The organism is Streptomyces microflavus (genome assembly GCF_014650075.1).
Classification (GTDB): Bacteria; Actinomycetota; Actinomycetes; order Streptomycetales; family Streptomycetaceae; genus Streptomyces; species Streptomyces microflavus.
The window spans coordinates 13771-38072 of the sequence record NZ_BMUG01000020.1 but is presented as its reverse complement, the minus strand read 5'-3'; the positions used below and the strand labels follow the sequence as shown (position 1 = coordinate 38072).

Genomic DNA, 24302 nt, shown 5'->3' with positions numbered 1-24302 from the left:
GGGCTGTGGCCAAGGGTTTTACCGCACGTACCTGCTAGCGCACGTACGGAGGGTCGGCCTCCGGGTCCGGGACGGGGTCGCCGGTCAGCAGCGCTTCGAGGGCGGTGACCGGATCCGGGTCGGGGGCGGCGCGGGGCCACCAGTCGTCGGCGCCGGGGTCGGACTCGTAGCCGTACCACCGGGCGTCGTGGCCGAAGCGGAGCTGGAACGTGCCGGCCGGGTGGGTGAGGTGGTTGCGCCAGGGCGTCAGGCGCGGGAACTCGGCGGCGGCCAGCAGGGGCCTGGCCCGGTCGAAGGGGCCGGCCGGCGGGTCCCAGGGCGTCTCCAGGACCGCGAGGCCCTCGGCGCCGCCCTGCCGCCAGGCGGCCACCGCGCGGGCCAGGTCGGTGGTGTTGCGGCCGGTGGCGTGGGCGAGCTCCCGGTAGAGCGCGCGGGTGGTGGCGGTGAGCCCGGCGGTCGGGCGTGAGGCGGCGATCCGGACCGCGTCCTGCCAGGGGGTGAGCCCGGCGAGCGGATCGCGGCCCGAGGTCAGCAGGGCGTGGGCGCGGGCGGCTGCGTCGGTGGCGAGGTGGTCCAGGCCCAGCGGGTCGCGGGCACCCGGCAGGTCCGGGTAGGACGGCGGCTGACCCGGATACGGCGGTACGGGAAGGGGTGCCGGGAGCGGCGGCAGGTACCGGTCCGCGAGGGCATCCGCCGCGGCGACCGACGGGACGGCGGGGGCGGCGGGGCGCTCGCGGGCGGAGTGTTCGGCGTTCCGGCGGCCCAGCTCGTCCAGCAGCTCGCGCTCCCCCCGGCCCCGCATCAGCAACAGGACGAACGGGTCGCTGTCGAGGAGCCGTCCGGTCTGGTAGCAGAGCGCGGCGACATGCTTGCACGGCCGGCCGAGGTCGGGGCACGTACAGCTCGGGTCCAGGTCGTCGGGGCCCGGCAGCAGCCGGACGTCGGCCTCCCGTGCGGTGTCGGCCAGGGAGTGCGGCATCTCCTTCGCCAGCAGGGCGGAGAGGTGGCCGGGGTGGGCGGCGACCGCGGCGAGCAGGGTGTCCCAGCCGGTCTCGGTGAAGGTCCGCAGCCGCAGCTCGGCGCGGTAGGGGCGGGCCCGGCTGCCGTGCACATAGGCGACGACGCGTCCGGGGGTGACGGTGATCGCGGCGACCTTGCCGTCGTCGGCGTACGCGCGGCCGCGGGCGAGCCGGGCCCCGTCCATCGACAGGGACTCCAGCGCGGCCACCCAGGCGCGGCCCCACCAGCTGTCCGCGAAGGGCTCGCCCTCCTGGGAGGTACGGGCGGGCACCGCCTCGAAGGTGCGCCGCAGATCGTCGGGGCCGGGCCGGGCGCGGGGTGCCGATCTCCGGGCGGCCGGTCCGGACGTCGGTCGCGGGCTCATGCGGGCCTCCGCAGCGAGACGAGGTCGGCGAGGTCACGGTCGCTGAGCTCGGTGAGGGCGGTCTCGCCCGTGGAGAGGACCGCGTCGGCGAGCGCCCGCTTGGACTCCAGCAGCTCGGCGATCCGGTCCTCCACCGTGCCCTCGGCGATGAGGCGGTGGACCTGCACGGGCTGGGTCTGCCCGATGCGGTACGCCCGGTCGGTGGCCTGCTCCTCCACGGCCGGGTTCCACCAGCGGTCGTAGTGGATGACATGGGCGGCGCGGGTCAGGTTCAGCCCGGTGCCGGCCGCCTTGAGGGAGAGCAGGAAGACGGGGACCTCGGCGGACTGGAAGCGGTCCACCATCCGCTCCCGCTCGGGCACCGGCGTACCGCCGTGGAGGAGCTGCGAGGGGATGGCGCGGGAGGCGAGGTGCGCGGAGAGGAGCTTGGCCATGGTCACGTACTGGGTGAAGATCAGGACCGAGCTGTCCTCGGAGAGGATCGTGTCGAGGAGCTCGTCCAGCAGGGCGAGCTTGCCGGAGCGGCCGGTGAGCCGGGTGGGCTCCTCCTTCAGATACTGCGCCGGGTGGTTGCAGACCTGCTTGAGCGAGGCCAGCAGCTTCATGACGAGACCGCGGCGGGCGATGCCCTCGGCCCCCTCGATCTGCGCCATCGTCTCGCGCACGGCCGCCTCGTACAGCGTGGCCTGCTCCCGGGTGAGGGAGACGGGGTGGTCGGTCTCCGTCTTGGGCGGCAGCTCGGGGGCGATGCCGGGGTCGGACTTCTTGCGGCGGAGCAGGAAGGGGCGGACCAGCCGGGCGAGCCGCTCGACCGCCTCCTCGTTGCCGAGGCCCGCGGCCGTACCGGTGTTCTCCACGATCCGGGCGTGCCGGGCCCGGAACGCCTTGAGCGGGCCGAGCAGTCCGGGGGTCGTCCAGTCGAGCAGGGCCCAGAGCTCGGAGAGGTTGTTCTCCACGGGGGTGCCGGTCAGGGCGACCCTGGCCGGGGCGGGGATGGTGCGCAGGGCCTTCGCGGTGGAGGAGTGCGGGTTCTTGACGTGCTGGGCCTCGTCGGCGACGACCAGGCCCCAGGTGTGCGCGGCGAGCTGGGCGGCGCTGGAGCGCATGGTGCCGTACGTGGTGAGGACGAAGCCGCCGTCCTGCTCGCCCAGGGTCCGGTCGGTGCCGTGGAAGCGGCGGACCGGGACGCCGGGCGCGAACCGGTTGATCTCCCGGTGCCAGTTGCCGAGGAGGGAGGCGGGGCAGATCACCAGGGTGGGGGCCTTGCGCGCGCGGTGCAGGTGGAGGGCGATGAGGGTGATCGTCTTGCCGAGGCCCATGTCGTCGGCGAGGCAGCCGCCGAGGCCGAGCGAGGTCATCCGGTCCAGCCAGGCCAGGCCGCGCAGTTGGTAGTCCCGCAGGGTCGCGTCGAGTCCGGGCGGCGGTGCGATCACCGTGTCGTCGGCGAGGATCCGCGTACGGAGGGCGGCGAGGGCTCCAGCCGGGACGGCCTCGACCTGCTCCCCGTCCACCTCGGCGCTGCCGGTGAGGGCGACGGCCAGCGCGTCCACCGGGTCAAGCAGCCCCAGCTCCCGCTTGCGCGCCTTGCGGACGAGCGCGGGATCGACGACCACCCACTGGTCGCGCAGCCGCACCACCGGGCGGTGCGCCTCGGCGAGGGTGTCCATCTCGGCCTCGGTCAGCAGCTCGTCGCCCAGCGACAGCTGCCAGTTGAAGGCGAAGAGCTGCTCGGCGTCGAAGAACGACGTGCCGTCGGTGGCCGATCCGGGCGCGGGCCGCACGACGGCGGCCGCCGTCAGCGAACGGGCCAGCTCGCGAGGCCAGTGGACATGGACCCCCGCCGCCGCCAGCCGGGCCCCCGCGTCGCTCAGCAGCTCGTACAGTTCGTCCTCGGTGATCGCGAGCACGTCGGGGACGGGCTGCCCCAGCAGCCGTTCCAGCGGGGCCCAGACCCGGGCGGCGCGGCGCAGCGCCAGCACCGCGTCGACCATGGCGCGGGGCCCGAACGGCTCGCCCGCCAGGCCGTTCCAGAGGGCGGCGGCGTCGACCACGTACGTCGGGTCGGCGAGGCTGTGCACCTGGACGACGGCTGCGGCGGCATGGCGGGCCGCCGGGTCGTCCGGGTGGTCCGGGGCACCCTGGTCGGGCTCTTCCCGGGAAGCCGTGAGGGCGTAGGTGTCGGCGGTGTCGAACAGCTCGTAGGCGGAGAGGTCGAGGCGGAGCGAGACCCGCACGCCCGCGTCCAGGCCCGAGGCCACCTCGACGGCCCAGGCGGCGGCGTGGGGCAGGTGCTGGGGCTCGCGGGCGGCGAAGGGCGCGCCCATCGCGAAGGCGGCGGCGGGGGTGCGCGGGAGTGTGTCGGCGACGGCGTCCAGGAAGGAGCCGATGAGCGCCTCCGGATCGGGGAGCCGGGGCGGGTCGAGCCCCGGGAGCGGCACCGCGTACCCCTCGGGCGGCAGCGCCGCGGCGGTGGCCCGCAGGTGCGCGATGTCCTCGGCGTCCCGGGGGCCCGCCCGCCAGGCGTCATGGCCGCCCGCCGTGAGACCGGGCAGCAGCCTGCCGCGCGCGACCAGGTGGAGGGCGTGCAGGGCGGCCGCGCCCCAGCAGCGGGTGGCGGCGTGGGCCGATGCCAGGTGCCGGGCGCGGACGAGCACGGGCAGCGCGTCGGCCAAGGAGAGCAGCGCGGCGGGCACCTCGACGCTCCGGACGCCGGGCTTTCCCGGGGCGGGCGCCCCGCCCTGCCGGGCGTCCCGCCGGACGACCGTGAGCTCGGCCGGACTGTAGGGCACGGCGTCGGCAGGGGCCCGGTCGTCCGCGTAGGCGCCGTCCGCGTAGGCGAAGGAGGACCCGTCCGCAAAGGCCGCTTCGGCGTCCGCGTGCGGGTCCCAGAAGGCGATCCGGCCCTCTCGCGGGACCTGGCCCGGCAGGAAGACCGCCGCGCAGCGCAGCAGGCGGCCGACGTCCGCGGTGCGCGGCTCGCCGCCGCTCAGGTCGTGTGCGTCCTGTGCCGCCATCACGGCCACCCCCTTCCGCCCGATCCGCCCAGTGGGCCCAGCACGGTGCGTGCTGACTCTGCGAGTCTAGGCGGGGGGTCCGACAACGCTTCTCGCGGCCGCGTCACCACAGTTCAGAGCGGTCTGCGGCGCACTCGGGACCGGTCCGGCGGCGGACACGCTCAGTGATGGCCGGGCGGCACCCCGTCCGGATGCCCGGTGAACCTCCGTCGTCCCCTCCCGTCGCCCGGTCGGCCGCGCACCGGATGCCGGGGTGGTGGGGAGCGGGCAGGGTGGCCAGCGCCAGCACGTCTCCCCTGCGTACCGATGAGGGCCGGAGGCGTACCGATGAGAGCCGGACGAGCACCGGACGAGCAGACGAGGACCCGCCCATGTCCGTGACCGCGCCCGATCCCCGCCGCCGACGCCGTCTGGGTGCCGTCGCCGCGGCCTCGCTCCTGGCCCTCACCGTCTCGGGCTGCTCCGGCCTCGGCCGTACCGCGGTCGGCCCGGTGACGTACACGACCGACCGCGAGGCGGTGGTGCAGGTGAACAGCCCCTCGGTGCGCGGCTGCCACCGGCTGGCCCCCGCCGGGGCCCGCGAGCTCGAGAACGGCACTCTGGTCGACATCATCGTCTACCCCACCCGCGACTGCACCGGCCGCGGGGCGGCGTACGTGGCCACCCGGTTCAGCGATGTGGCGGCCGAGAGCGGCCCGCCGTGGCGCAGCTACACCTTCGTGCACTGACCGGCCGGTACGCGTACGCCTTCGCGCACCGAGCGGACCAGGGCGGCCCCCGCGATCACACCGGGTCGGCCGCGGTTCCCGCCGCGGGCCTCGCGGGTCCATGCTGGAGTGTGAGGTGATCGCCATGCGTACCGGCAGTGAGCCCGCGACCGCCCGCAGTCCGTTGCGGATGCGGTTCTGGCTGAGTCTGTGGGGGACGTTCTGGGCGCTCTTCGGTCTGCTGGCCTTCTCCCTGACCGGGCGGCCCGGCTGGGCGGTGGCCTGTGCGGTGCTCCTGGTCCTCACGGTCCTGGACCTCTGTGTGGTCACGTACCGCATGCGTCAGGGGGCGCACTTCCAGCCGGGCCGGGACGTGCCGCCGTACGAACCCGACCGGGGCGGACGCCCCCGGTGGCGGAGGCCCGACCCGGGGGACCGTACGAAACCGCCGTGACGGGCGCGGAGCGCCGGAAGCTCAGCCTCCGGCGTCGAACCTGGCCGCCTTCAGGTACTCCGGCTTCGGGTCGAGCGCGGCCGCGAGCCGGAAGTGGCGCATCGCCGCTTCCGGGCGGCCCGCCCGCTGGAAGGTGCGGGCCAGTGCGTAGTGGGCGAACGCGTTGTCCGGCTCGCGCTCCAGCACCAGCTCGAACTCCAGCTCGGCCGGGCGCAGTTGGGCGGAGGCGAAGAAGGCGCGGGCCCGCAGCAGCCGGGCGGCGGTGTTCTCCGGGTGGGCGGCGATCACCGAGTCGAGCAGTTTGACCGCGCCCCGGGGGTCCCGGGCGTCGAGCAGTTGCTCGGCCGCGCGGAAGTCGATGACATGGGTTTCCGGGTTGCTCTCGGGCACGGTCGCATCCTTCCCTTCGCTCCCGGGTTTCCAACGTCCGCCCCGGTGCGGGTATTCCAGCGGGCCGGCACGGGTGGTCGGTACGAGTGGTCCGTACGGGTGTCCGGCGCGGAGTCAGCGGGTGGTGGCGGCCGCCCTGCGCAGCAGTTCCTCCCAGACCCCGCGGACCTGGGGTTCCAGCGCCTCCAGCGACCCGTCGTTGTCCACGGTCAGATCGGCGACGGCCAGGCGCTCCTCGCGGGTCGCCTGGGCGGCCATCCTGGCGCGGGCGTCGGACTCGGTCATCCCCCGCACGTTGACCAGCCGGTCGAGCTGGGTCTCGGGGGACGCGTCCACGACGACGACCAGGTCGTAGAAGGGGGCGAGGGCGTTCTCCGCCAGCAGCGGTACGTCATGGATGACGACGGCGTCCGCACCGGCCTCCCGCTCCAGCTCGGCGGCGCGGGCGCCGACCAGGGGGTGGACGATCGCGTTCAGCGCGGCGCGGCGGTCCGGGTCGGCGAAGACGATCGCGCCGAGCGCGGGGCGGTTCAGGGTGCCGTCGGCGGTCAGGACGTCCGGTCCGAACTCCTCGATCACGGCCGCGAGCCCGGGAGTTCCGGGCTCGACGACCTCGCGCGCGATCCGGTCGGAGTCGATCAGCACGGCACCGTACGCGACGAGTCGCCGTGACACTTCGCTCTTGCCGGCGCCGATCCCGCCGGTCAGGCCCACTTTCAGCATGGGCCGCAGCCTACGGGTCCCGCCGGGGCGCCCGGCCGCCACCCTCCCGCTCGGTGGCCGAGCAGCTCAGCCGTCGCCCTCCCGCTCCGCGAGGAAGCGCTCGAACTCGCGGCCGATCTCGTCGGCGGACGGCAGGTCGACCGGTTCGGCGACGAGGTTGCCGCGGGTCTCGGAGCCGGCGACCGCGTCGTACTGGTGCTCAAGGCCCTCGACCAAGGAGACGAGTTCCTCGTCGCCCTGGCCGATCTGGCGGTCAATCTCGGTCTGGGTGCGGTGGGCCTCGGTGCGCAGGGAGTGCGCGAGGGCGGGCAGGACCAGGCCGGTCGCGGCGGTGATGGCCTCCAGCGCGGTCAGGGCCGCGTCCGGGTAGGCGGACCGGGCGACGTAGTGCGGGACGTGGGTGGCGACCCCGAGGACGTCGTGGCCCGACTCCATCAGCCGGTACTCCACGAGGGACTCCGCCGATCCGGGGACCTGGGCCTCGTCGAAGGGGCTGCGGTGGCCCGGCATCAGGTCGGTGCGGTTGCCGTGCGGGGTGATGCCGACGGGGCGGGTGTGCGGGACGCCCATGGGGATGCCGTGGAAGTTCACCGTGAGGCGTACGCCGAGGCGCTCGACGATCTGCTCGACGGCGGCGGCGAACCGCTCCCACTCCACGTCCGGCTCCGGGCCCGACAGCAGCAGGAAGGGCGCTCCGGTGGCGTCCTGGACGACCCGGACCTCCAGGGTCGGGGCCTCGAAGGACGTCCAGCGGTCGCGGCGGAAGGTCAGCAGCGGGCGCCGTGCGCGGTAGTCGACGAGCCGGTCGTGGTCGAAGCGGGCCACGACCTGGTGGGGCAGCGTTTCGAGCAGGCCGTCGACGATCTGCTCGCCGGTCTCGCCCGCGTCGATGTATCCGTCGAAGTGGTAGAGCATGACCAGGCCGACCGACTCCTGGGCCAGCGCCATGTCGACGACGGCCAGGCCCTTCGGCTCCCATTCGTACAAACTCTGCGGATCAGGCACGGTTACCGCTCCTCCTCGTGTTCCTTGGGAAGAACGCGGTCGGCTCCATGAGCATTCCCCGCGACCGCACTTTCCGGCAACGGAGCTTCACGGCATGTCAGTTATTGGTCCAGACCTTGACGCGCCCTGCCGCCGTCCCTACCGTCACTGGGCAACACGTTCAGAGATGCATTCCGTATTCATGTACCGGAACATTCTGGACCCCTCCGACGGGAAGGCACCCCCATGCGCACCCGCACTCCGTTCACCGTTCTGCTCGCCGCCGCCCTCGCCACCGGCGGGCTGGCCCTGACCGGCGCCGGGACCGCGAACGCCGGAGCCGTGAAGGCGGCGGCCGTGATCGACGTGTCCACCGCGGCCCAGCTGAAGTCGGCGCTCACCACGGTCTCCCCCGGTGACACGATCCGGCTCGCCGACGGCACGTACACCGGGAACTTCAAGGCCACCCGGCCGGGCACCTCCGGCGCCCGGATCACCCTGACCGGCTCCGGCAGAGCCGTCCTGACGGCGGGCGGCGGCAACGGGCTGCACCTGAACGGCGCCTCGTACTGGACGGTCCAGGGGGTCACGATCAAGGGCGGCCAGAAGGGCATCATGACCGACGCGGCGAACGGCGTCGTCATCGACTCGGTGACCATCCACGACCTCGACATGGAGGGCGTCCACTTCCGCACGTCCTCCCGGGACGGCGTACTGAAGAACTCCCGCATCTACGACACCGGGCAGAACGGACGCGGCATGGGCGAGGGCGTCTACGTCGGGACGGCGAACGACCTCTCCGACCGGAGCGACAACGCGCAGATCCTCAACAACACGATCGGGCCGGGGGTCGGCGGCGAGAACATCGACATCAAGGAAGGCACCACCGGCGCCCGGATCATCGGCAACACCTTCGACGGCAACGGGCTCACCGGGGCCAACTACGACGACTCCTGGGTCGACGTGAAGGGCAACAACGTGCTGGTGGAGGGCAACAGGGGCACCCGTACCACCAACAACGGCTACGAGACCCACACCCAGCAGAGCGGCTGGGGCTGCGGCACCGTCTTCCGCAACAACACCTCGAACCTGTCCGGCGCCACCGGCGACCGGCAGCTCGCCATCAACGTCACCAACAACAGCGCCAACTGCCGCACCACGGTGTACGCGAGCAACACCGTCACCGGCGGCAGGGGGCTGACCAACATCACCGTCACGCCATGACGGGCTGAACACATGGGTGAGGCCCGCCCCCCGAAGGGGACGGGCCTCACTCAGTGCTCTACAGCTCTACCGCAGCCGATGAGCCGCCGGGGGTCGGAGCGTCAGCTCTGGCCGCCCGCCAGCTTCTCGCGCAGGGCGGCAAGGGCCTCGTCCGACGCCAGGGCGCCGGAGTTGTCCGCCGACTCCGAGGAGTACGAGCCGCCGCCGCCACCGCTGCCGCCGGAGGCGGCCGGAGCAGCGCCGGCCGGGGCAGCAGCGCCCTCGGCCGCAGCAGCCTCGTCGGCCTCGCGGGACTTGATGACCTGGGCCTGGTGCTGCTCGAAGCGCGTCTGCGCCTCGGCGTACTGGGTCTCCCAGACCTCGCGCTGCGCCTCGAAGCCCTCGAGCCAGTCGTTGGTCTCGGGGTCGAAGCCCTCGGGGTAGATGTAGTTGCCCTGGTCGTCGTACGACGCGGCCATGCCGTACAGCGTCGGGTCGAACTCGACCGAGGCCGGGTCGCCACCGAAGGACTCGTTGGCCTGCTTCAGCGAGAGGCTGATGCGGCGGCGCTCGAGGTCGATGTCGATGACCTTGACGAAGATCTCGTCGTTGACCTGGACGACCTGCTCCGGGATCTCCACGTGGCGCTCGGCCAGCTCGGAGATGTGGACCAGACCCTCGATGCCCTCGTCGACGCGGACGAACGCACCGAACGGAACGAGCTTCGTGACCTTACCCGGGACGACCTGACCGATCTGGTGCGTCCGGGCGAACTGCTGCCACGGGTCTTCCTGCGTCGCCTTGAGCGACAGGGAGACGCGCTCGCGGTCCATGTCGACGTCGAGGACCTCGACGGTGACTTCCTGGCCGACCTCGACAACCTCGGAGGGGTGGTCGATGTGCTTCCAGGAGAGCTCGGAGACGTGCACGAGACCGTCGACGCCACCCAGGTCCACGAAGGCACCGAAGTTGACGATCGAGGAGACGACGCCGGAGCGGACCTGACCCTTCTGCAGGGTGGTGAGGAACGTCTGGCGAACCTCGGACTGGGTCTGCTCGAGCCAGGCACGGCGGGACAGGACCACGTTGTTGCGGTTCTTGTCCAGCTCGATGATCTTGGCCTCGAGCTCCTTGCCCACGTAGGGCTGGAGGTCGCGGACGCGACGCATCTCGACGAGCGACGCCGGGAGGAAGCCACGGAGGCCGATGTCGAGGATGAGACCACCCTTGACGACCTCGATGACGGTACCGGTGACGATGCCGTCTTCTTCCTTGATCTTCTCGATGGTGCCCCAGGCACGCTCGTACTGAGCGCGCTTCTTCGAGAGGATCAGGCGGCCTTCCTTGTCCTCCTTCTGGAGAACCAGGGCCTCGATCTCGTCGCCGACCTTGACGACCTCGTTCGGGTCGACGTCGTGCTTGATCGAGAGCTCGCGGCTCGGGATGACACCTTCGGTCTTGTAACCGATGTCGAGGAGAACTTCGTCCCGGTCAACCTTGACGATGACTCCGTCAACGATGTCGCCGTCGTTGAAGTACTTGATCGTCTCGTCGATCGCCGCGAGGAACGCGTCCGCGTCGCCGATGTCGTTGACCGCAACCTGCGGAGTGGTGGCGGTGGTCTCGGTGCTGCTCGTCATGTGGGAAAGGGCTCCGGTACGGACAGAGAGTCGTAGGTACTGCCACGCCGAAAGCCCGTATCGCCTCTGCAGAAGCCGGACAGCCTGGAAAGCGCGCAATCCGTTTCCGGAGAGACGCCTCGACAACCGAGGGGACATGCAACAGACGCGAGCGCGGCCTGCTAGGTCTGAGGCGCGCAGGCTCGCAGCGCAACTTGTAGCATACGGGGGCAGCCGGACAGGGTCAATGCGCGCAGGCGCGGACCGGGGACACAACGGCCCCTCATCGGCCCTGTACCGGAGCAACTCCTGTTCTCCGAGGCGTGTTCGGGCCGATCGACCCGAACACAATACGGCAGTGCGGCAAGGCGTCGCGCGCACGCGTCCGTATCCCGGTACCACCTCTGGTACGTACCGCGTGCGGCGAGTGAAGGCAAACTACAACGACGGGCACGATGAGCCAAGAGATCCACGGAACCCACTCCGACGAACCCGACGACCCCGCAGAACCCGCAGCCACCCGCCGCGCGGCGGACGAGGCCGAGAGCAGCCGGGCCAGCCGGGGCTGGTGGGACCGGAACGCGGACGAGTACCAGAACGATCACGGCGGCTTCCTGGGGGACGACCGCTTCGTCTGGGGCCCGGAAGGGCTGGACGAGGCGGAGGCCGCCCTGCTGGGGCCCGCCGCCTCCCTCAAGGGGCTCGACGTCCTGGAGATCGGCGCCGGGGCCGCCCAGTGCTCGCGCTGGCTGGCCGCGCAGGGCGCCCGCCCGGTCGCGCTCGACCTCTCCCACCGCCAGCTCCAGCACGCCCTGCGGATCGGGGAGGGCATCCCGCTGGTCGAGGCGGACGCGGGCCGGCTCCCCTTCCGGGACGGCTCCTTCGACCTGGCCTGCTCCGCGTACGGGGCGGTGCCCTTCGTCGCCGACCCCGTGCAGGTCTTCCGCGAGGTCCACCGGGTGCTGCGGCCCGGCGGGCGCTGGGTCTTCTCCGTGACGCACCCGATCCGCTGGGCGTTCCCGGACGAGCCGGGGCCCGAGGGCCTCTCCGTCGCCGCCTCCTACTTCGACCGCGTCCCCTATGTCGAGCAGGACGAACAGGGCGACGCCGTCTACGTGGAGCACCACCGCACGCTCGGTGACCGGGTCCGGGACGTGGTGGCGGGCGGGTTCCGCCTGGTCGACCTGGTCGAACCGGAGTGGCCCGCGTGGAACAACCAGGAGTGGGGCGGCTGGTCCCCGCTGCGCGGCAACCTGATCCCGGGGACGGCGATCTTCGTCTGCGAGCGGGACCGACCGTCCGCAGAGGGAAGCGCCCGTACGACACTGGGGGCGTGATCCGCACCCAAGCCCTCGACCTGCTGCCCGTCCGCACCGCCGTGCCCGCCCTCCGGCGCGCGCTCGACGACCGGGGCGTCGCCGTCCTCTGCGCCCCGCCCGGCACCGGAAAGACGACCCTCGTCCCGCTGGTCCTGGCCGGGCTGACCGGCGAGAGCCCGGTGCGCCGGGTCGTGGTCGCCGAGCCGCGCCGCATCGCCGCACGGGCGGCGGCGCGGCGCATGGCGTGGCTGCTGGGCGAGCAGCCGGGCGGGCGGATCGGCTTCACCGTGCGCGGGGAGCGCGTGGTGGGGCGGGACACGGTGGTGGAGGTCGTGACGACCGGGGTGCTGCTCCAGCGGCTCCAGCGCGACCAGGAGCTGGCCGGGGTCGACGTGGTGATCATCGACGAGTGCCACGAGCGCCATCTGGACGCCGACACGGTGGCCGCCTTCCTCCTCGACGTACGGGAGGCGATCCGGCCCGATCTGCGGCTGGTGGCGGCCTCCGCGACGACGGACGCGGAGGGGTGGGCGCGGCTGTTGGGGGACGCCCCGGTGGTCGAGGCCCAGGGCGTCTCGTATCCGGTGGAAGTGGTCTGGGCGCCGCCCGCCCGGCCGGTGAAGCCGCCGCACGGGATGCGCGTCGACCCGGCGCTGCTGACGCATGTGGCTGCCACCGTGCGCCGGGCGCTCGGTGAGCGGGAGGGGGACGTGCTCTGCTTCCTGCCCGGCGTCGGGGAGATCTCGCGGGTGGCCGGGCAGCTCGCCGGGGCGGACGCCGAGGTGCTCCAGGTCCACGGGCGCGCCCCGGCCGCCGTGCAGGACGCGGTGCTCGCCGGGTCCTCCGGCGGGCGGCGGGTGATCCTGGCGACCTCCGTGGCGGAGTCGTCCCTGACCGTGCCCGGTGTGCGGGTCGTCGTCGACTCGGGCCTCGCCCGGGAACCCCGTACCGACCATGCCCGGGGCCTGAGCGCCCTGACCACCGTCCGGGCCTCGCAGGCGGCCGGGCGGCAGCGTGCGGGCCGGGCGGGGCGGGAGGCGCCGGGGGCGGTGTACCGGTGCTGGGAGCAGGCCGAGGACGGGCGGCTCGCGCGCTTCCCGGCCCCGGAGATCAAGGTCGCCGACCTCGCGGCGTTCGCGCTCCAGGCGGCGTGCTGGGGCGACCCGGGCGCCTCCTCGCTCGCGCTGCTGGACCCGCCGCCCGCCGGGGCGATGGGCGCCGCCCGGGAGGTGCTGGAGGCGATCGGCGCGGTGGACGCGGAGGGCCGGGTCACGACACGCGGCGTACGGATGTCCCGGCTCGGGCTGCACCCCCGGCTGGCCCGCGCCCTGCTGGACGGCGCGAAGGAGGCCGGGGCGCGGCGGGCCGCGGAGGTGGTGGCCCTGCTCAGCGAGGAGCCGCCGAGGGAGTACGGGGACGATCTCGCGGCGGCGCTGCGGACCGCCCGCCGGGGTCAGGACGGGTACGCGGCGCGGTGGAAGCAGGAGGTGCGGCGGCTGTCGTCCCAGGTGGAGGGCGCCGGCTCCGGCGAGAGCCGCTCCGATGACGCCGTCGTGGGGCTCGTCGCCGCGCTGGCGTTCCCCGAGCGGGTGGCGCGGGCCCGAGGCGACGGGGCCTTCCTCATGGTGTCGGGGACCGGCGCGGAGCTGCGGGACGGGTCGCGGCTGCGCAGCGCGCCCTGGCTGGCCGTCGCCGTCGCGGACCGGCCCTCCCACGCGGCCTCCGCCCGGGTGCGGCTGGCGGCGGTGGTCGACGAGCCCACCGCGCTCCTGGCCGCCGGGCACCTGCGGGTGCGCGGCGAGGAGGTCCGCTGGGTGGACGGCGAGGTGGTGGCCCGGTCGGTGGACCGGGTGGGGGCGGTGGAGCTGTCGGTGCGGCCGCTGAAGCAGCCGGATCCGGAGCTGGTGCGCGGGGCCCTGGTGGAGGGGCTGCGGCGGGAGGGGCTCGGGCTGCTGCGGTGGACCCGGGACAGTGAGCAGTTCCGGCTGCGTCTGGCGTTCCTGCACCGGGTGCTGGGCGCGCCGTGGCCGGACGTCTCGGACGAGGCGCTGCCGGCGGAGACCGGGGCGTGGCTGGAGCCGGAGCTTTCCCGGGCCCGGCGCCGCTCCGACCTGGGCCGGATCGACGCGGGCCAGGCGCTGCGCCGGCTGCTGCCGTGGGCGACGGGTGAGGCGGTGCGGCTGGACGAGCTGGCGCCGGAGCGGATCGAGGTGCCGAGCGGCTCCCGTATCCGGGTCGAGTACGGCGGCGAACAGCCCGTACTCGCGGTGAAGCTCCAGGAGTTGTTCGGGCTGAGCGAGACGCCCCGGGTGGCCGGGGTGCCGGTCCTGGTCCATCTGCTCTCCCCCGCCGGGCGGCCCGCCGCTGTCACGGCGGACCTGGCGTCGTTCTGGCAGGACGGCTACAAGGCCGTACGGGCGGAGCTGCGCGGCCGCTACCCGAAGCACCCGTGGCCGGAGGACCCCACGACCGTACAGGCGACGCGGTACACCTCGGCGCGGCTCAAGCGCTCGTAGGTTCCCGCGGTGTCCGGGAGCGGGCCTCCAGCCACAGGGCCAGTGCGAGCAGGCCGATACCGAGGCCGAGGAAGCCCCAGGGCAGGTAGGAGGTGAGGAGGAGGACCAGGACGCGCTGGGACTTCACCAGGCCGACGGTGTCCACGATGTAGTCCTCGCGCATCTTCACATGGCCGGAGAACGCGGTGACGGTGTCCTCGGACATGCCCATCTTCTTGGCGTTGCGCAGCTCCTCCCGGTGGATCTCCTCGCCGTTGACCGGGGCTCCGGTGACGGGGTCGACCCAGAACATGCGCTTGGTGGTGTACCAGCGGGTGATGCCGGTCTGCGTGATCTGCTCGGCGGTGACGCCCTCGATGGGCATCTTCTTCGGCATCGGGACCTTGGTCCACGGGATCGTCTGCTCGAAGTAGTAGACCTCCAGGCCGCGGAAGGTGCGGGTGCCCTTGTAGTGGATGGGCGCGGTGGTGCGGCTCTGGGCGTCGAAGTACTCGTAGTCCCGCTTCTCGGTGAGGAAGGGCCACTTGAACTCGATGCCCGTGCGCCGGACCGGGTCGCCGTCGACCATCTCGCCGGTGGCGTTGACGGGGGCCTGGGTGTGGGCGTCGAAGATGTAGCGCTCGGGGATCTCGGAGACCATCTTGCCGTCGGGGCCCTGGATGTAGGAGAGCGCGTCCCAGACGACGACGTCCCGCCCGGCGCTGCGTTCGATCTTCTCGGACTCCTCCACATTGCCCTTGAGCGTCTGGACGATGGTGACCTTCTCGACCTCCTTCGCCTTGAGGGTCGTGTAGTCGAGGAGGGTGGCGGGCTTCGCCTCCAGGACGACTTCCTGGTACTGGTTCGGCGGGACCTTGGCCAGGCGGGGGAAGGCGTACCAGCGCAGCAGGGGCGACAGGGCGGCGAAGAAGACGGCGAAGGCCAGGAGTACGAGACCGGCTCGGCGGCGCATGGTGGTGACCTCTCCCTCGCTGGGCTACTGCTTGGGGCCCGGGACGGTGGTGAGCAGGGGTTTCGGTGAGGTCTCGCCGGGCGGGGAGCCGACGGCGGAGATCGTGAACACCAGCGCGAGGGCGGCGGCCAGTCCGATGGCGGCGGCGACGAGGGCACGCATGCTCGGCCTCCCGGGACGGTGATCTGATGGGGCGTCAGGGCTGGGGCACCGTAGCAACCCGGGCGTGAGATGAGAACAGCGCGGACAGCCCCCGCACCGGGTGGGTGCGGGGGCTGTCGGGAGAGCGGGCGGGTCAGGCTTCAGGGGGCGCCGTCTCCTCGGCCGCTTCCACGGTGAGCTCGATGACGACCGTGGCGCCGCCCTCGGTGGTGAGCACCAGCTGGTACGTGCCCGGGTTCTCGTCGGCGAAGAGGTCCGGGAGCCGGAGCAGCCCGTCGGCGTCCGTCGTGAGGGCCAGGGTGCGCAGCGGCTTGCCGTCCGCGTCCTTGAAGTGCGGGCCCCTGTCGTTCTCGGCGGGCTTGTCGGCATCCGCGACCAGGGTGGCGGTGACGGCCACTCCGGCGGCTGCGGCGCCCTTGTACGTGGCCTTGAGGGTGACCGCGTCCGCGAACTTCTCGCCGGGCGCCGCGACGAGCGCCTTGCTGTCCGTCCGTACGATCACGTCGGCCTGGCGGGCGGTGACGCTCGCCGCGTACGTCAGGGTGCGCGGCCGGGTGGTGCCGGCGGTGGCGGTCACGGTGAAGTCGCCGGACTTCTCGCCCGCCTTGAGCGCCGGTGCGGTGGCGGTGCCGTCGGCCTTGCTGAGGACCGTGACCGTCTTCCGGCCGCCGTCGAAGAGGGTGCCGGTGGACCCGGTGACGGTGAAGGTGACGGGCAGCTGGGCCATCGGTGCGCCGAGGGCGTTGCGGGCGCGGACGGAGACCCGCTCGTCGAACGTCCCGCCCGCGGTGGCGGTGAGGGGGCCGGTGCCCGCGTTCTCCAGGGAGCCGAGAGTGTCGGCCGGGGGCGGGGTCGGCTTCGGGGGCGGGGTCGGCGTCGGCGTGGGCTTCGGGGTCGGGCTGGAGCCGCCGCCGGGCTTCGAGGGGCCGGGGCTCGGCTTCGTACCGCCGGACTTGGAGGGCGACGGGGACGGCGTCGGGCTCGTCGTCCCGCCGGGGGTGGGGCTCGGCGTCGGGGTGCTGGGAGAGGTGGGGAGGACTCCGCTGCCGTCGGGCACCTCGTGCGTACCGCGCTGGTAGTACGCGAACCAGGAGCGGACCGTACGCAGGTACTCCGTCGACTGGTTGTAGCTCAGTACGGCCCGGTCGAGATCGGCCGCGACGGCGAGGTCCCGGCCGCCCGCGCAGAGGTAGCGCCCGGCGGCGAGCGCCGCGTCGTAGATGTTGTTGGGGTCCTTGCGGCCGTCGCCGTTCGCGTCCTGGCCCCAGGTGGCCCAGGTCGACGGGATGAACTGCATCGGGCCGACCGCGCGGTCGTGGACGGCGTCACCGTCGTACGCCCCGCCGTCGGTGTCCTTGATCAGTGCGAAGCCCTGGCCGTTGAGGGCCGGGCCGAGTATCGGGGAGGGGGTGGTGCCGTTCGCGTCGACCTTGCCGCCGCGGGCCTGGCCGGACTCGACCTTGCCGATCGCGGCGAGGAGCTGCCAGGGCAGCCGGCAGGCCGGGTCGGTGCCCGCCACGGTCCGCTCGGCCTGCTTGTACGCGGCCAGGACGGAGGCCGGAATGCCCGCTTCCGCACTGCCGGTGGCGGCCGGGAGATTACTGGACGAACCGGGCCGGTCGGGCGTGACGAGGGGCGGAAGGTCGGTGTAGTACGGCGAGTTGCCCGTGGCGGCATCGTCCTCCGGGCCGCCCGACTCACCGCCGGCGGCCTGCTGGTCGCCGCCCGTGGACCCTTCGGTCAGCGGGGCCGCGGGGGCCTGGGAAGCCGCGAGCGCCGCCACGGCGGCCGCCGCCACCGCGGTGGTCGTGGCCCCCTTGCGCAGACGTCGTCGAATGTGCGCTGCCATACGTTCCGGTCCCTCCCCCTCGAAGGCTGCTCGCGCTCCCCAGCGCAAGACTCAAGCGACCCTACGGCACCTCGTGACGCCCGGGCACCGCACCCTGACCGCTTCTTACTGTTTTTTCACGTTCCCGCGCACACGTGGTCCGGGAGGGCAACGGAGGGTGCCCCGAGGTGCGGTACCCGACGTTCGCGCATACTTGCCGCCATGCCGTTCACCCTCAGCCATGCCGCCGCCGTGCTCCCGGCGATCCGCCGGAACGGGACCGCCCGCTGGGGGCTGTTCCCCTCGGCGCTCGTCGCCGGCTCGTTCGCGCCCGACGTCACCTACTTCGCGGACACGGTGATCCCCGGGGCCATGGAGTTCGGTGACTTCACGCACACCTTCCTCGGTGTGGTCACCGTGAACGTGCTGATCGCGGCCGTGCTGGTGGCCGTGTGGGCGGCGCTGCGCGAGCCGCTGGTTGCACTGCTTCCGGTACGGGTACGGGGCCGCGTCCACACCTTCGTACGGGGACAGCGGTGGACCCGCGAAACGTTCGGGCCGTCCGCCTGGCTGTGGTTCGTGCGGTCCGCCGCACTCGGTGCCGCCACGCATGTGGTGTGGGACGCGTTCACCCATCACAGCAGGTGGGGCACGGAGTTGCTGCCGTTCCTCAACCGGACCGTCGGCGGCTTCCCGCTCTACCAGTTCGCGCAGTACGGCAGCTCGGCGCTGGCGCTGGTGGTGCTCGGCTGGTTCGTCGCCACCGGGCTGCGACGCACCGCCGACGCCCCGGCGCCCGTGGACCCGGCGCTCCCGTCGCTCGGCCGGGGCGAACGGTGGGGCGCGCTCGGACTGCTGGCCGGCTGCGTGGTGCTGGGGACCGCCCACCGGTGCGTGCGCTGGTACGCCCACTTCGGGCGCATCGAGAACCCGCTCGACATCATCCCGACCGCCTGCTTCGGCGCGGGCGCGGGACTTGCGGCCGGACTGCTGCTGTACGGGGTGTGGATGCGGCTGCTGCGCAGGCGGCGGCCGGCGGACGACGGCCCGGGGACGGTGTCCGGGGCGGAGGAGTCCCGTACGGGAGCGTCCGCCGGCCGGGAGTAGCCGCACGGGTAAGGGCCCGGGACCGCGATGCGGTTCCGGGCCCTTCCCGTTTCCCCCGGCTCAGTGGGCCGCCGACTCCCAGTCCTTGCCGACGCCGACCGAGACGTCGAGCGGGGCGCGCAGCTCGACGGCGTTCGCCATCTCGTGGCGGAGGATCTGCTCCACCTGCTTCCGCTCGCCCTTCGCGATCTCCAGCACGATTTCGTCGTGGACCTGGAGCAGCATCCGCGAGGTCAGCTCCGCCTCCCGCAGCGCCTTGTCCACCCGCAGCATCGCCACCTTCACGATGTCCGCGGCGGTGCCCTGGATCGGGGCGTTGAGCGCCATCCGCTCGGCGGCCTCGCGGCGCTGGCGGTTGTCGCTGTTCAGGTCGGGGAGATAGCGGCGGCGGCCGAGGATCGTCTCCGTGTACCCGGTGGCACGCGCTTCCTCGACGACCCGGTGGAGGTAGTCCCGGACCCCGCCGAACCGCTCGAAGTAGGTGTCCATCAGCACCCGGGCCTCGGCCGGGTCGATGTTCAGCTGCTGGGAGAGGCCGAACGCGGAGAGACCGTAGGCCAGTCCGTACGACATGGCCTTGATCTTGCGGCGCATCTCCGCGTCGACAGCGCCCTTCTCGACGCCGAAGACCTGCGAGGCGACCGTGGTGTGCAGGTCCTCGCCGGAGGTGAACGCCTCGATGAGACCGGCGTCCTCGGAGAGGTGCGCCATCACCCGCAGCTCGATCTGGCTGTAGTCCGCCGTCATCAGCGTCTCGAAGCCCTCGCCGACGACGAAGCCCCGGCGGATCGCCCGCCCCTCATCCGTACGGACGGGGATGTTCTGCAGGTTGGGGTCGGTGGAGGAGAGCCGGCCCGTCGCCGCCACCGTCTGGTTGAACGTGGTGTGGATCCGGCCGTCGGCGGCGATCGTCTTGACCAGGCCCTCGACCGTGACCCTCAGCTTCGCCTGCTCGCGGTGGCGCAGCATCAGGACCGGCAACTCGTGCTCGGTCTGCGCGGCCAGCCAGGCCAGCGCGTCCGCGTCCGTCGTGTATCCGGTCTTGGTCTTCTTCGTCTTCGGCAGGCCCAGCTCACCGAAGAGGATCTCCTGGAGCTGCTTGGGCGAACCGAGGTTGAACTCCCGGCCCACCGCCGCGTGCGCCTCCTTCACCGCCTGCTGCACGGTCCCGGCGAACTGCTCCTCCATGGACTCCAGATGGGCCCGGTCCGCGGCGATCCCGTGCCGCTCCAGACGGGCCAGGAGGATCGAGGTCGGCAGCTCCATGTCATGGAGCAGCTCGGTGGCGTTGACCTCCTTCAGGCGGGTCGTGAACGCGTCACCCAGGTCGAGCACGGCGCGGGCCTGCGCCATCAGGGCGTCCGCCTCGGCCCGGTCGTCCGCGCCGAAGGCCAGCTGCCCGTCGGAGGCGGCGGCCGGGGCCAGCTCGCGGCCCAGATACTCCACGGCCAGCGCGTCCAGGGCGAAGGAGCGGCGGCCCGGCTTCACCAGATACGCGGCGAGCGCGGTGTCCATCGCGACGCCTTCGAGCTGCCAGCCGTGCTCGGGGAAGACCCGCATCACGTTCTTCGCGTTGTGCAGGACCTTCGGCCGCTGCGGGTCCGACACCCAGGCGGCGAACGCCCGCTCGTCGGCCTCCTCCAGCTGCGTCGGGTCCAGCCAGGCGGCGGCACCGTCGGCTGCGGCGAGCGCCACCTCGGTGACCGTGCCGGCGCCCAGCGACCAGGTGTCGACGGTCATCACGCCGAGCGGCTGCGCACCGTGCGCCTCCAGCCACGGGGCGACCTCACCCGAGCCGAGCACCACCCCGTCCAGCTCGATCCCGGCGGCGGGCGCGGGCGGCTCGGCCTCCGCCGCACCCGGGTCGACGGCGAGAAGACGCTCACGCAGGCTCGGGTTACGGATCTCCAGTATGTCCAGGACACCGGTGACCGCCGTGCGGTCGTACGGAGCGCGCTCCAGCTCGGCCGGGGACTTCGGCAGCTCCACGTCCCGGACCATCTCGGTCAGGACCCGGTTCATCTTCACCGCGTCCAGGTGGTCCCGGAAATTCTGCCCGGCCTTGCCCTTGACCTCGTCGGCCCGCTCCACCAGCTCCGCGAACGAACCGAACTGGTTGATCCACTTCGCGGCCGTCTTCTCACCGACGCCGGGGATGCCCGGAAGGTTGTCCGACGGGTCGCCGCGCAGCGCGGCGAAGTCCGGATACTGCTGCGGGGTGAGTCCGTACTTCTCGACGACCTTCTCCGGAGTGAACCGGGTCAGCTCGGAGACCCCCTTGGTGGGGTACAGCACGGTCACGTTCTCCGTGATCAGCTGGAAGGAGTCCCGGTCACCGGTGACGATCAGCACCTCGAACCCGGCCGCCTCGGCCTGGGTCGCCAGCGTCGCGATGACGTCGTCCGCCTCGAACCCGTCCACCGCGAACCGGTCCGCGTGCATCGCGTCCAGCAGCTCGCCGATCAGCTCGACCTGCCCCTTGAACTCGTCGGGGGTCTTGGAGCGGTTCGCCTTGTACTCCGGGAACTCCTGCGCACGCCAGGTCTTGCGGGACACGTCGAACGCGACCGCGAAGTGCGTGGGCGCCTCGTCACGCAGGGTGTTCGCCAGCATCGACATGAAGCCGTACACGGCATTCGTCGGCTGCCCCACCGCCGTCGTGAAATTCTCCGCGGGCAGGGCGAAGAACGCCCGGTACGCCAGGGAGTGCCCGTCCATGAGGAGCAGGCGCGGTCGGTTGTCTGCCGTCTTCTTCGATGCCGTCTCAGCCACGCCCCCGATCCTGCCACGCCCCACTGACAATCCGGACCGGCACCACCTTGCGCGGCCGTGACAGGATCGATGGTGAGGACATGCAATACCTCGCCACGTGGAAGAGCGCTCGAAGGGGAGCAGCATCATGGCCAGCAAGCCGCCGACCGGTGACCCGGTCCAGGACGCCCCGCAGGTCGAAGCGGCCCCGCACGCCGCCGCCGGACTGCCCGCCGTCGCCCACTCCCTGCGCATCGCCCAGCAGCAGATGGGCGTGCGCCGCACCGCGCAGACCCTCCTCAAGGTCAACCAGAAGAACGGCTTCGACTGCCCCGGCTGCGCCTGGCCCGAGGGCGAGAAGCGGCACACCGCCGAATTCTGCGAGAACGGGGCGAAGGCCGTCGCCGAAGAGGCGACCCTGCGCCGCGTCACCCCCGACTTCTTCGCCGCGCACCCCGTCGCCGACCTCGCCGAGCGCAGCGGCTACTGGCTGGGCCAGCAGGGCAGGATCACCCAGCCGGTGTACCTCCCCGAAGGCGCCGACCGGTACGAGGCCATCACCTGGGAACGCGCCTTCGCGGTCATCGCCGAGGAGCTGACCGCCCTGGCCTCCCCCGACGAGGCCCTCTTCTACACCTCGGGGCGCACCAGCAACGAGGCCGCGTTCCTCCTCCAGCTCTTCGCCCGCGAGTTCGGCACCAACAACCTCCCCGACTGCTCCAACATGTGCCACGAGTCGTCCGGCTCGGCGCTCAACGAGACCATCGGCATCGGCAAGGGCAGCGTCTCCCTGGAGGACATCCACCAGGCCGACCTGATCATCGTCGCCGGACAGAACCCCGGCACCAACCACCCCCGGATGCTCTCCGCCCTGGAGAAGGCCAAGAACTCCGGAGCGAAGATCATCTCGGTGAACCCGCTCCCCGAAGCCGGCATGGAGCGGTTCAAGAACCCGCAGACCCCGCACGGCATGCTCAGGGGCACACCGCTCAACGACCTCTTCCTCCAGATCCGCATCGGCGGCGACCAGGCCCTCTTCCGCCTCCTCAACAAGCTGATCCTCGCCACCGAAGGCGCCGTCGACACCGCCTTCATCACCGAACACACCCACGGTTACGAGGAGTTCGCCAAGGCCGCCGAAGCCGCCGACTGGGACGAGACCCTCGCCGCCACCGGCCTCACCCGCCCCGAGATCGAGCAGGCCCTCACCATGGTCCTCGCCTCGGAGCGCACCATCGTCTGCTGGGCCATGGGACTCACCCAGCACAAGCACTCCGTGCCCACCATCCGCGAAGTCGTCAACTTCCTTCTCCTGCGCGGAAACATCGGCCGCCCCGGCGCCGGGGTCTGCCCCGTGCGCGGCCACTCCAACGTCCAGGGCGACCGCACCATGGGCATCTTCGAACGGCCCGCCCCGGCCTTCCTCGACGCCCTCGACAAGGAGTTCGGCATCACCTCGCCCCGCCACCACGGCTACGACGTGGTGCGCTCCATCCAGGCCCTGCGCGACGGGGAGGCCAAGGTCTTCTTCGCCATGGGCGGCAACTTCGTCGCCGCCACCCCCGACACCACGGTCACCGAGGCCGCGATGCGCCGCGCCCGCCTCACCGTCCACGTGTCGACCAAGCTCAACCGCTCGCACGCCGTCACCGGCACCCGCGCCCTGATCCTGCCGACGCTCGGCCGCACCGACAAGGACACCCAGGCCAGCGGCAAGCAGTTCGTGACCGTCGAGGACTCCATGGGCATGGTCCACGCCTCCCGGGGCAACCTCACCCCCGCGAGCCCCCACCTCCTCTCCGAGCCGGCGATCGTCGCCCGCCTCGCCCGCGCGGTCCTAGGCGCCGACTCCCGTACGCCGTGGGAGGAGTTCGAGCGGGACTACGCCACCATCCGCGACCGGATCTCCCGCGTCGTCGCCGGCTTCGAGGACTTCAACACCCGCATCGCCGCCCACCCCGGCGGCTTCGCCCTCCCCCACGCCCCCCGCGACGAACGCCGCTTCCCCACCGCCACCGGACGCGCCAACTTCACCGCAGCGCCCGTCGAGTTCCCCGAACTCCCCGCAGGCAGGCTCCTGTTGCAGACCTTGCGCTCCCACGACCAGTACAACACCACCATCTACGGCCTCGACGACCGCTACCGCGGCATCAAGGGCGGCCGCCGCATCGTCATGGTCAACCCCGACGACGCGGAAGCCCTCGGCCTCACCGACGGCGCCTACACCGACCTCGTCAGCGAGTGGAAGGACGGCGTGGAACGCCGCGCGGAGGGCTTCCGCGTCGTCCACTACCCCACCGCCCGTGGCTGCGCCGCCGCCTACTACCCCGAGACCAACGTCCTGGTCCCGCTCGGCTCCACCGCGGACACCAGCAACACCCCGGCCAGCAAGTCGGTCGTGATCCGCTTCGAGAGCACAGAGGCCACCGACTGAGAACCGCCACCCCCTAAGCGTTTGCTCAGTCGTCTGGTAAGAACAGTGCACACAGCAATGAACCAGCGCAGACGATCGGAGCCGGATCCATGGGCGAGCACACCGCACCCCTCTTCCCGCAGGAAGTCATCGACGAGTACGCGGCACTCGGCATCGACCTGCCCGCCCTCTTCTCCGCAGGCCACCTCGGCGAACGCATGGGCGTGACCATCGTCGAGGCCGCCGCCGACCGCGTCGTCGGCACCATGCCCGTCGAAGGAAACACCCAGCCCTACGGCCTCCTGCACGGCGGCGCCTCCGCAGTCCTCGCCGAGACCCTTGGCTCCATCGGCTCCATGCTCCACGGCGGCGCAGGCAAGATCGCCGTCGGCGTCGACCTGAACTGCACCCACCACCGCGGCGCCCGCAGCGGCCTCGTCACCGGCGTCGCCACCCCCGTACACCGCGGCCGCTCGACCGCCACGTACGAGATCGTCATCACCGACGAACAGGACAAGCGGGTCTGTACCGCCCGTCTCACCTGCCTCCTCCGTGACGCCCCCCGCCCCGACGCGAGCTGACACCCGCACTCCCGACAGCACGCCACACCACCCCCGTACCACCGCCGCAAGGCCCCACTGCCCGGCCGGAATCGCACCTCGCATTCCGGCCGGGCAGCGCCATATCCCCACCAATTCCCACCACGTTGATCACCACACTCGGTCAACACCCTTGACGCCGCACGACGTTCCATGAGCCACTCAGCAGCCACATTG

18 protein-coding genes are annotated in these 24302 nt (G+C 72.4%); 8 read left to right on the top strand and 10 right to left on the bottom strand.

From position 1 onward, the window contains the following. Nucleotides 1-34 precede the first annotated feature (34 nt). Both IE264_RS36605 and IE264_RS36600 read right to left on the bottom strand, forming a co-directional pair. Nucleotides 35-1384 carry an SWIM zinc finger family protein gene (locus tag IE264_RS36605; RefSeq protein ID WP_032756605.1) on the bottom strand — a complete coding sequence of 450 codons (1350 nt, stop codon included), beginning with the start codon at nt 1382-1384 and terminating at the stop codon, nt 35-37. Then, entirely contained in the window at nt 1381-4398 is a 3018-nt protein-coding gene (locus tag IE264_RS36600) for an SCO1167/SCO6262 family helicase (RefSeq protein WP_051821797.1), read from the bottom strand. Before IE264_RS36600 ends, IE264_RS36605 begins: the two co-directional genes overlap by 4 nt. 371 nt (nt 4399-4769) lie before the next feature. On the opposite strand from IE264_RS36600, the gene IE264_RS36595 reads away from it, so the two are divergent. Together IE264_RS36595 and IE264_RS36590 are read left to right on the top strand one after the other, a co-directional pair. Next, on the top strand, nt 4770-5126 hold the full coding sequence (locus IE264_RS36595; RefSeq protein WP_031125621.1) for a hypothetical protein: 357 nt from the start codon (nt 4770-4772) through the stop codon (nt 5124-5126). A gap of 100 nt (nt 5127-5226) precedes the next feature. Then, on the top strand, nt 5227-5559 hold the full coding sequence (locus IE264_RS36590; protein ID WP_015607880.1) for a DUF6343 family protein: 333 nt from the start codon (nt 5227-5229) through the stop codon (nt 5557-5559). A gap of 21 nt (nt 5560-5580) precedes the next feature. On the opposite strand, the gene IE264_RS36585 is transcribed toward IE264_RS36590, so the two are convergent. The 3 genes from IE264_RS36585 to IE264_RS36575 form a co-directional block, all read right to left on the bottom strand. Beyond that, nucleotides 5581-5949, bottom strand: coding sequence for a tetratricopeptide repeat protein (locus IE264_RS36585; protein WP_015607881.1), 369 nt, complete (start codon nt 5947-5949; stop codon nt 5581-5583). Nucleotides 5950-6063: 114 nt separating this feature from the next. Next, a complete protein-coding gene (coaE, locus tag IE264_RS36580; RefSeq protein ID WP_032756602.1) occupies nt 6064-6672 on the bottom strand; it encodes a dephospho-CoA kinase in 609 nt (202 codons plus the stop codon). Between the two features lie 66 nt (nt 6673-6738). Next, nucleotides 6739-7677 (bottom strand): PAC2 family protein, encoded by a 939-nt coding sequence (locus IE264_RS36575; RefSeq protein ID WP_032756600.1) that lies wholly within the window; start codon nt 7675-7677, stop codon nt 6739-6741. A 225-nt stretch (nt 7678-7902) separates the two neighbouring features. Here IE264_RS36575 and IE264_RS36570 point away from each other — a divergent pair, with 225 nt between their 5' ends. Further along, entirely contained in the window at nt 7903-8880 is a 978-nt protein-coding gene (locus IE264_RS36570; RefSeq protein ID WP_015607884.1) for a right-handed parallel beta-helix repeat-containing protein, read from the top strand. A gap of 101 nt (nt 8881-8981) precedes the next feature. Here IE264_RS36570 and rpsA read toward each other — a convergent pair whose 3' ends face one another. After that, the gene (rpsA, locus tag IE264_RS36565) at nt 8982-10499 is read right to left on the bottom strand and encodes a 30S ribosomal protein S1 (protein WP_015607885.1); all 1518 of its coding nucleotides are present in this window, start codon (nt 10497-10499) and stop codon (nt 8982-8984) included. A 434-nt stretch (nt 10500-10933) separates the two neighbouring features. Between rpsA and IE264_RS36560 the strand changes: the two genes are divergently transcribed. Continuing rightward, nucleotides 10934-11815 carry a class I SAM-dependent methyltransferase gene (locus IE264_RS36560; protein ID WP_032756597.1) on the top strand — a complete coding sequence of 294 codons (882 nt, stop codon included), beginning with the start codon at nt 10934-10936 and terminating at the stop codon, nt 11813-11815. Continuing rightward, on the top strand, nt 11812-14313 hold the full coding sequence (gene hrpB / locus IE264_RS36555) for an ATP-dependent helicase HrpB (RefSeq protein WP_032756595.1): 2502 nt from the start codon (nt 11812-11814) through the stop codon (nt 14311-14313). Before IE264_RS36560 ends, hrpB begins: the two co-directional genes overlap by 4 nt. Here hrpB and pgfA read toward each other — a convergent pair. From pgfA to IE264_RS36540, 3 genes are all read right to left on the bottom strand, one after another. Further along, entirely contained in the window at nt 14300-15265 is a 966-nt protein-coding gene (gene pgfA / locus IE264_RS36550) for a cell envelope lipid trafficking protein PgfA (protein ID WP_032756593.1), read from the bottom strand. The two genes, hrpB and pgfA, sit on opposite strands and share 14 nt — an antisense overlap. Before the next feature lie 24 nt (nt 15266-15289). Beyond that, a complete protein-coding gene (locus IE264_RS36545; protein WP_015607889.1) occupies nt 15290-15427 on the bottom strand; it encodes an SPW_0924 family protein in 138 nt (45 codons plus the stop codon). Nucleotides 15428-15560: 133 nt separating this feature from the next. Next, nucleotides 15561-17276, bottom strand: a complete 1716-nt coding sequence (locus IE264_RS36540; protein WP_032756591.1) for a lytic transglycosylase domain-containing protein — start codon at nt 17274-17276, stop codon at nt 15561-15563. A gap of 201 nt (nt 17277-17477) precedes the next feature. On the opposite strand from IE264_RS36540, the gene IE264_RS36535 reads away from it, so the two are divergent. Beyond that, nucleotides 17478-18362: a DUF4184 family protein gene (locus IE264_RS36535; RefSeq protein WP_032756590.1), complete on the top strand. Its 885-nt coding sequence runs from the start codon at nt 17478-17480 to the stop codon at nt 18360-18362. Nucleotides 18363-18422: 60 nt separating this feature from the next. Here IE264_RS36535 and polA read toward each other — a convergent pair whose 3' ends face one another. Continuing rightward, nucleotides 18423-21134: a DNA polymerase I gene (polA, locus tag IE264_RS36530; protein ID WP_032756587.1), complete on the bottom strand. Its 2712-nt coding sequence runs from the start codon at nt 21132-21134 to the stop codon at nt 18423-18425. 127 nt (nt 21135-21261) lie between these two features. Between polA and IE264_RS36525 the strand changes: the two genes are divergently transcribed. Together IE264_RS36525 and IE264_RS36520 are read left to right on the top strand one after the other, a co-directional pair. Next, nucleotides 21262-23547 (top strand): FdhF/YdeP family oxidoreductase, encoded by a 2286-nt coding sequence (locus IE264_RS36525; protein WP_032756744.1) that lies wholly within the window; start codon nt 21262-21264, stop codon nt 23545-23547. Nucleotides 23548-23636: 89 nt separating this feature from the next. After that, a complete protein-coding gene (locus tag IE264_RS36520) occupies nt 23637-24107 on the top strand; it encodes a PaaI family thioesterase (protein ID WP_015607894.1) in 471 nt (156 codons plus the stop codon). The last annotated feature ends 195 nt before the right edge of the window (nt 24108-24302 follow it).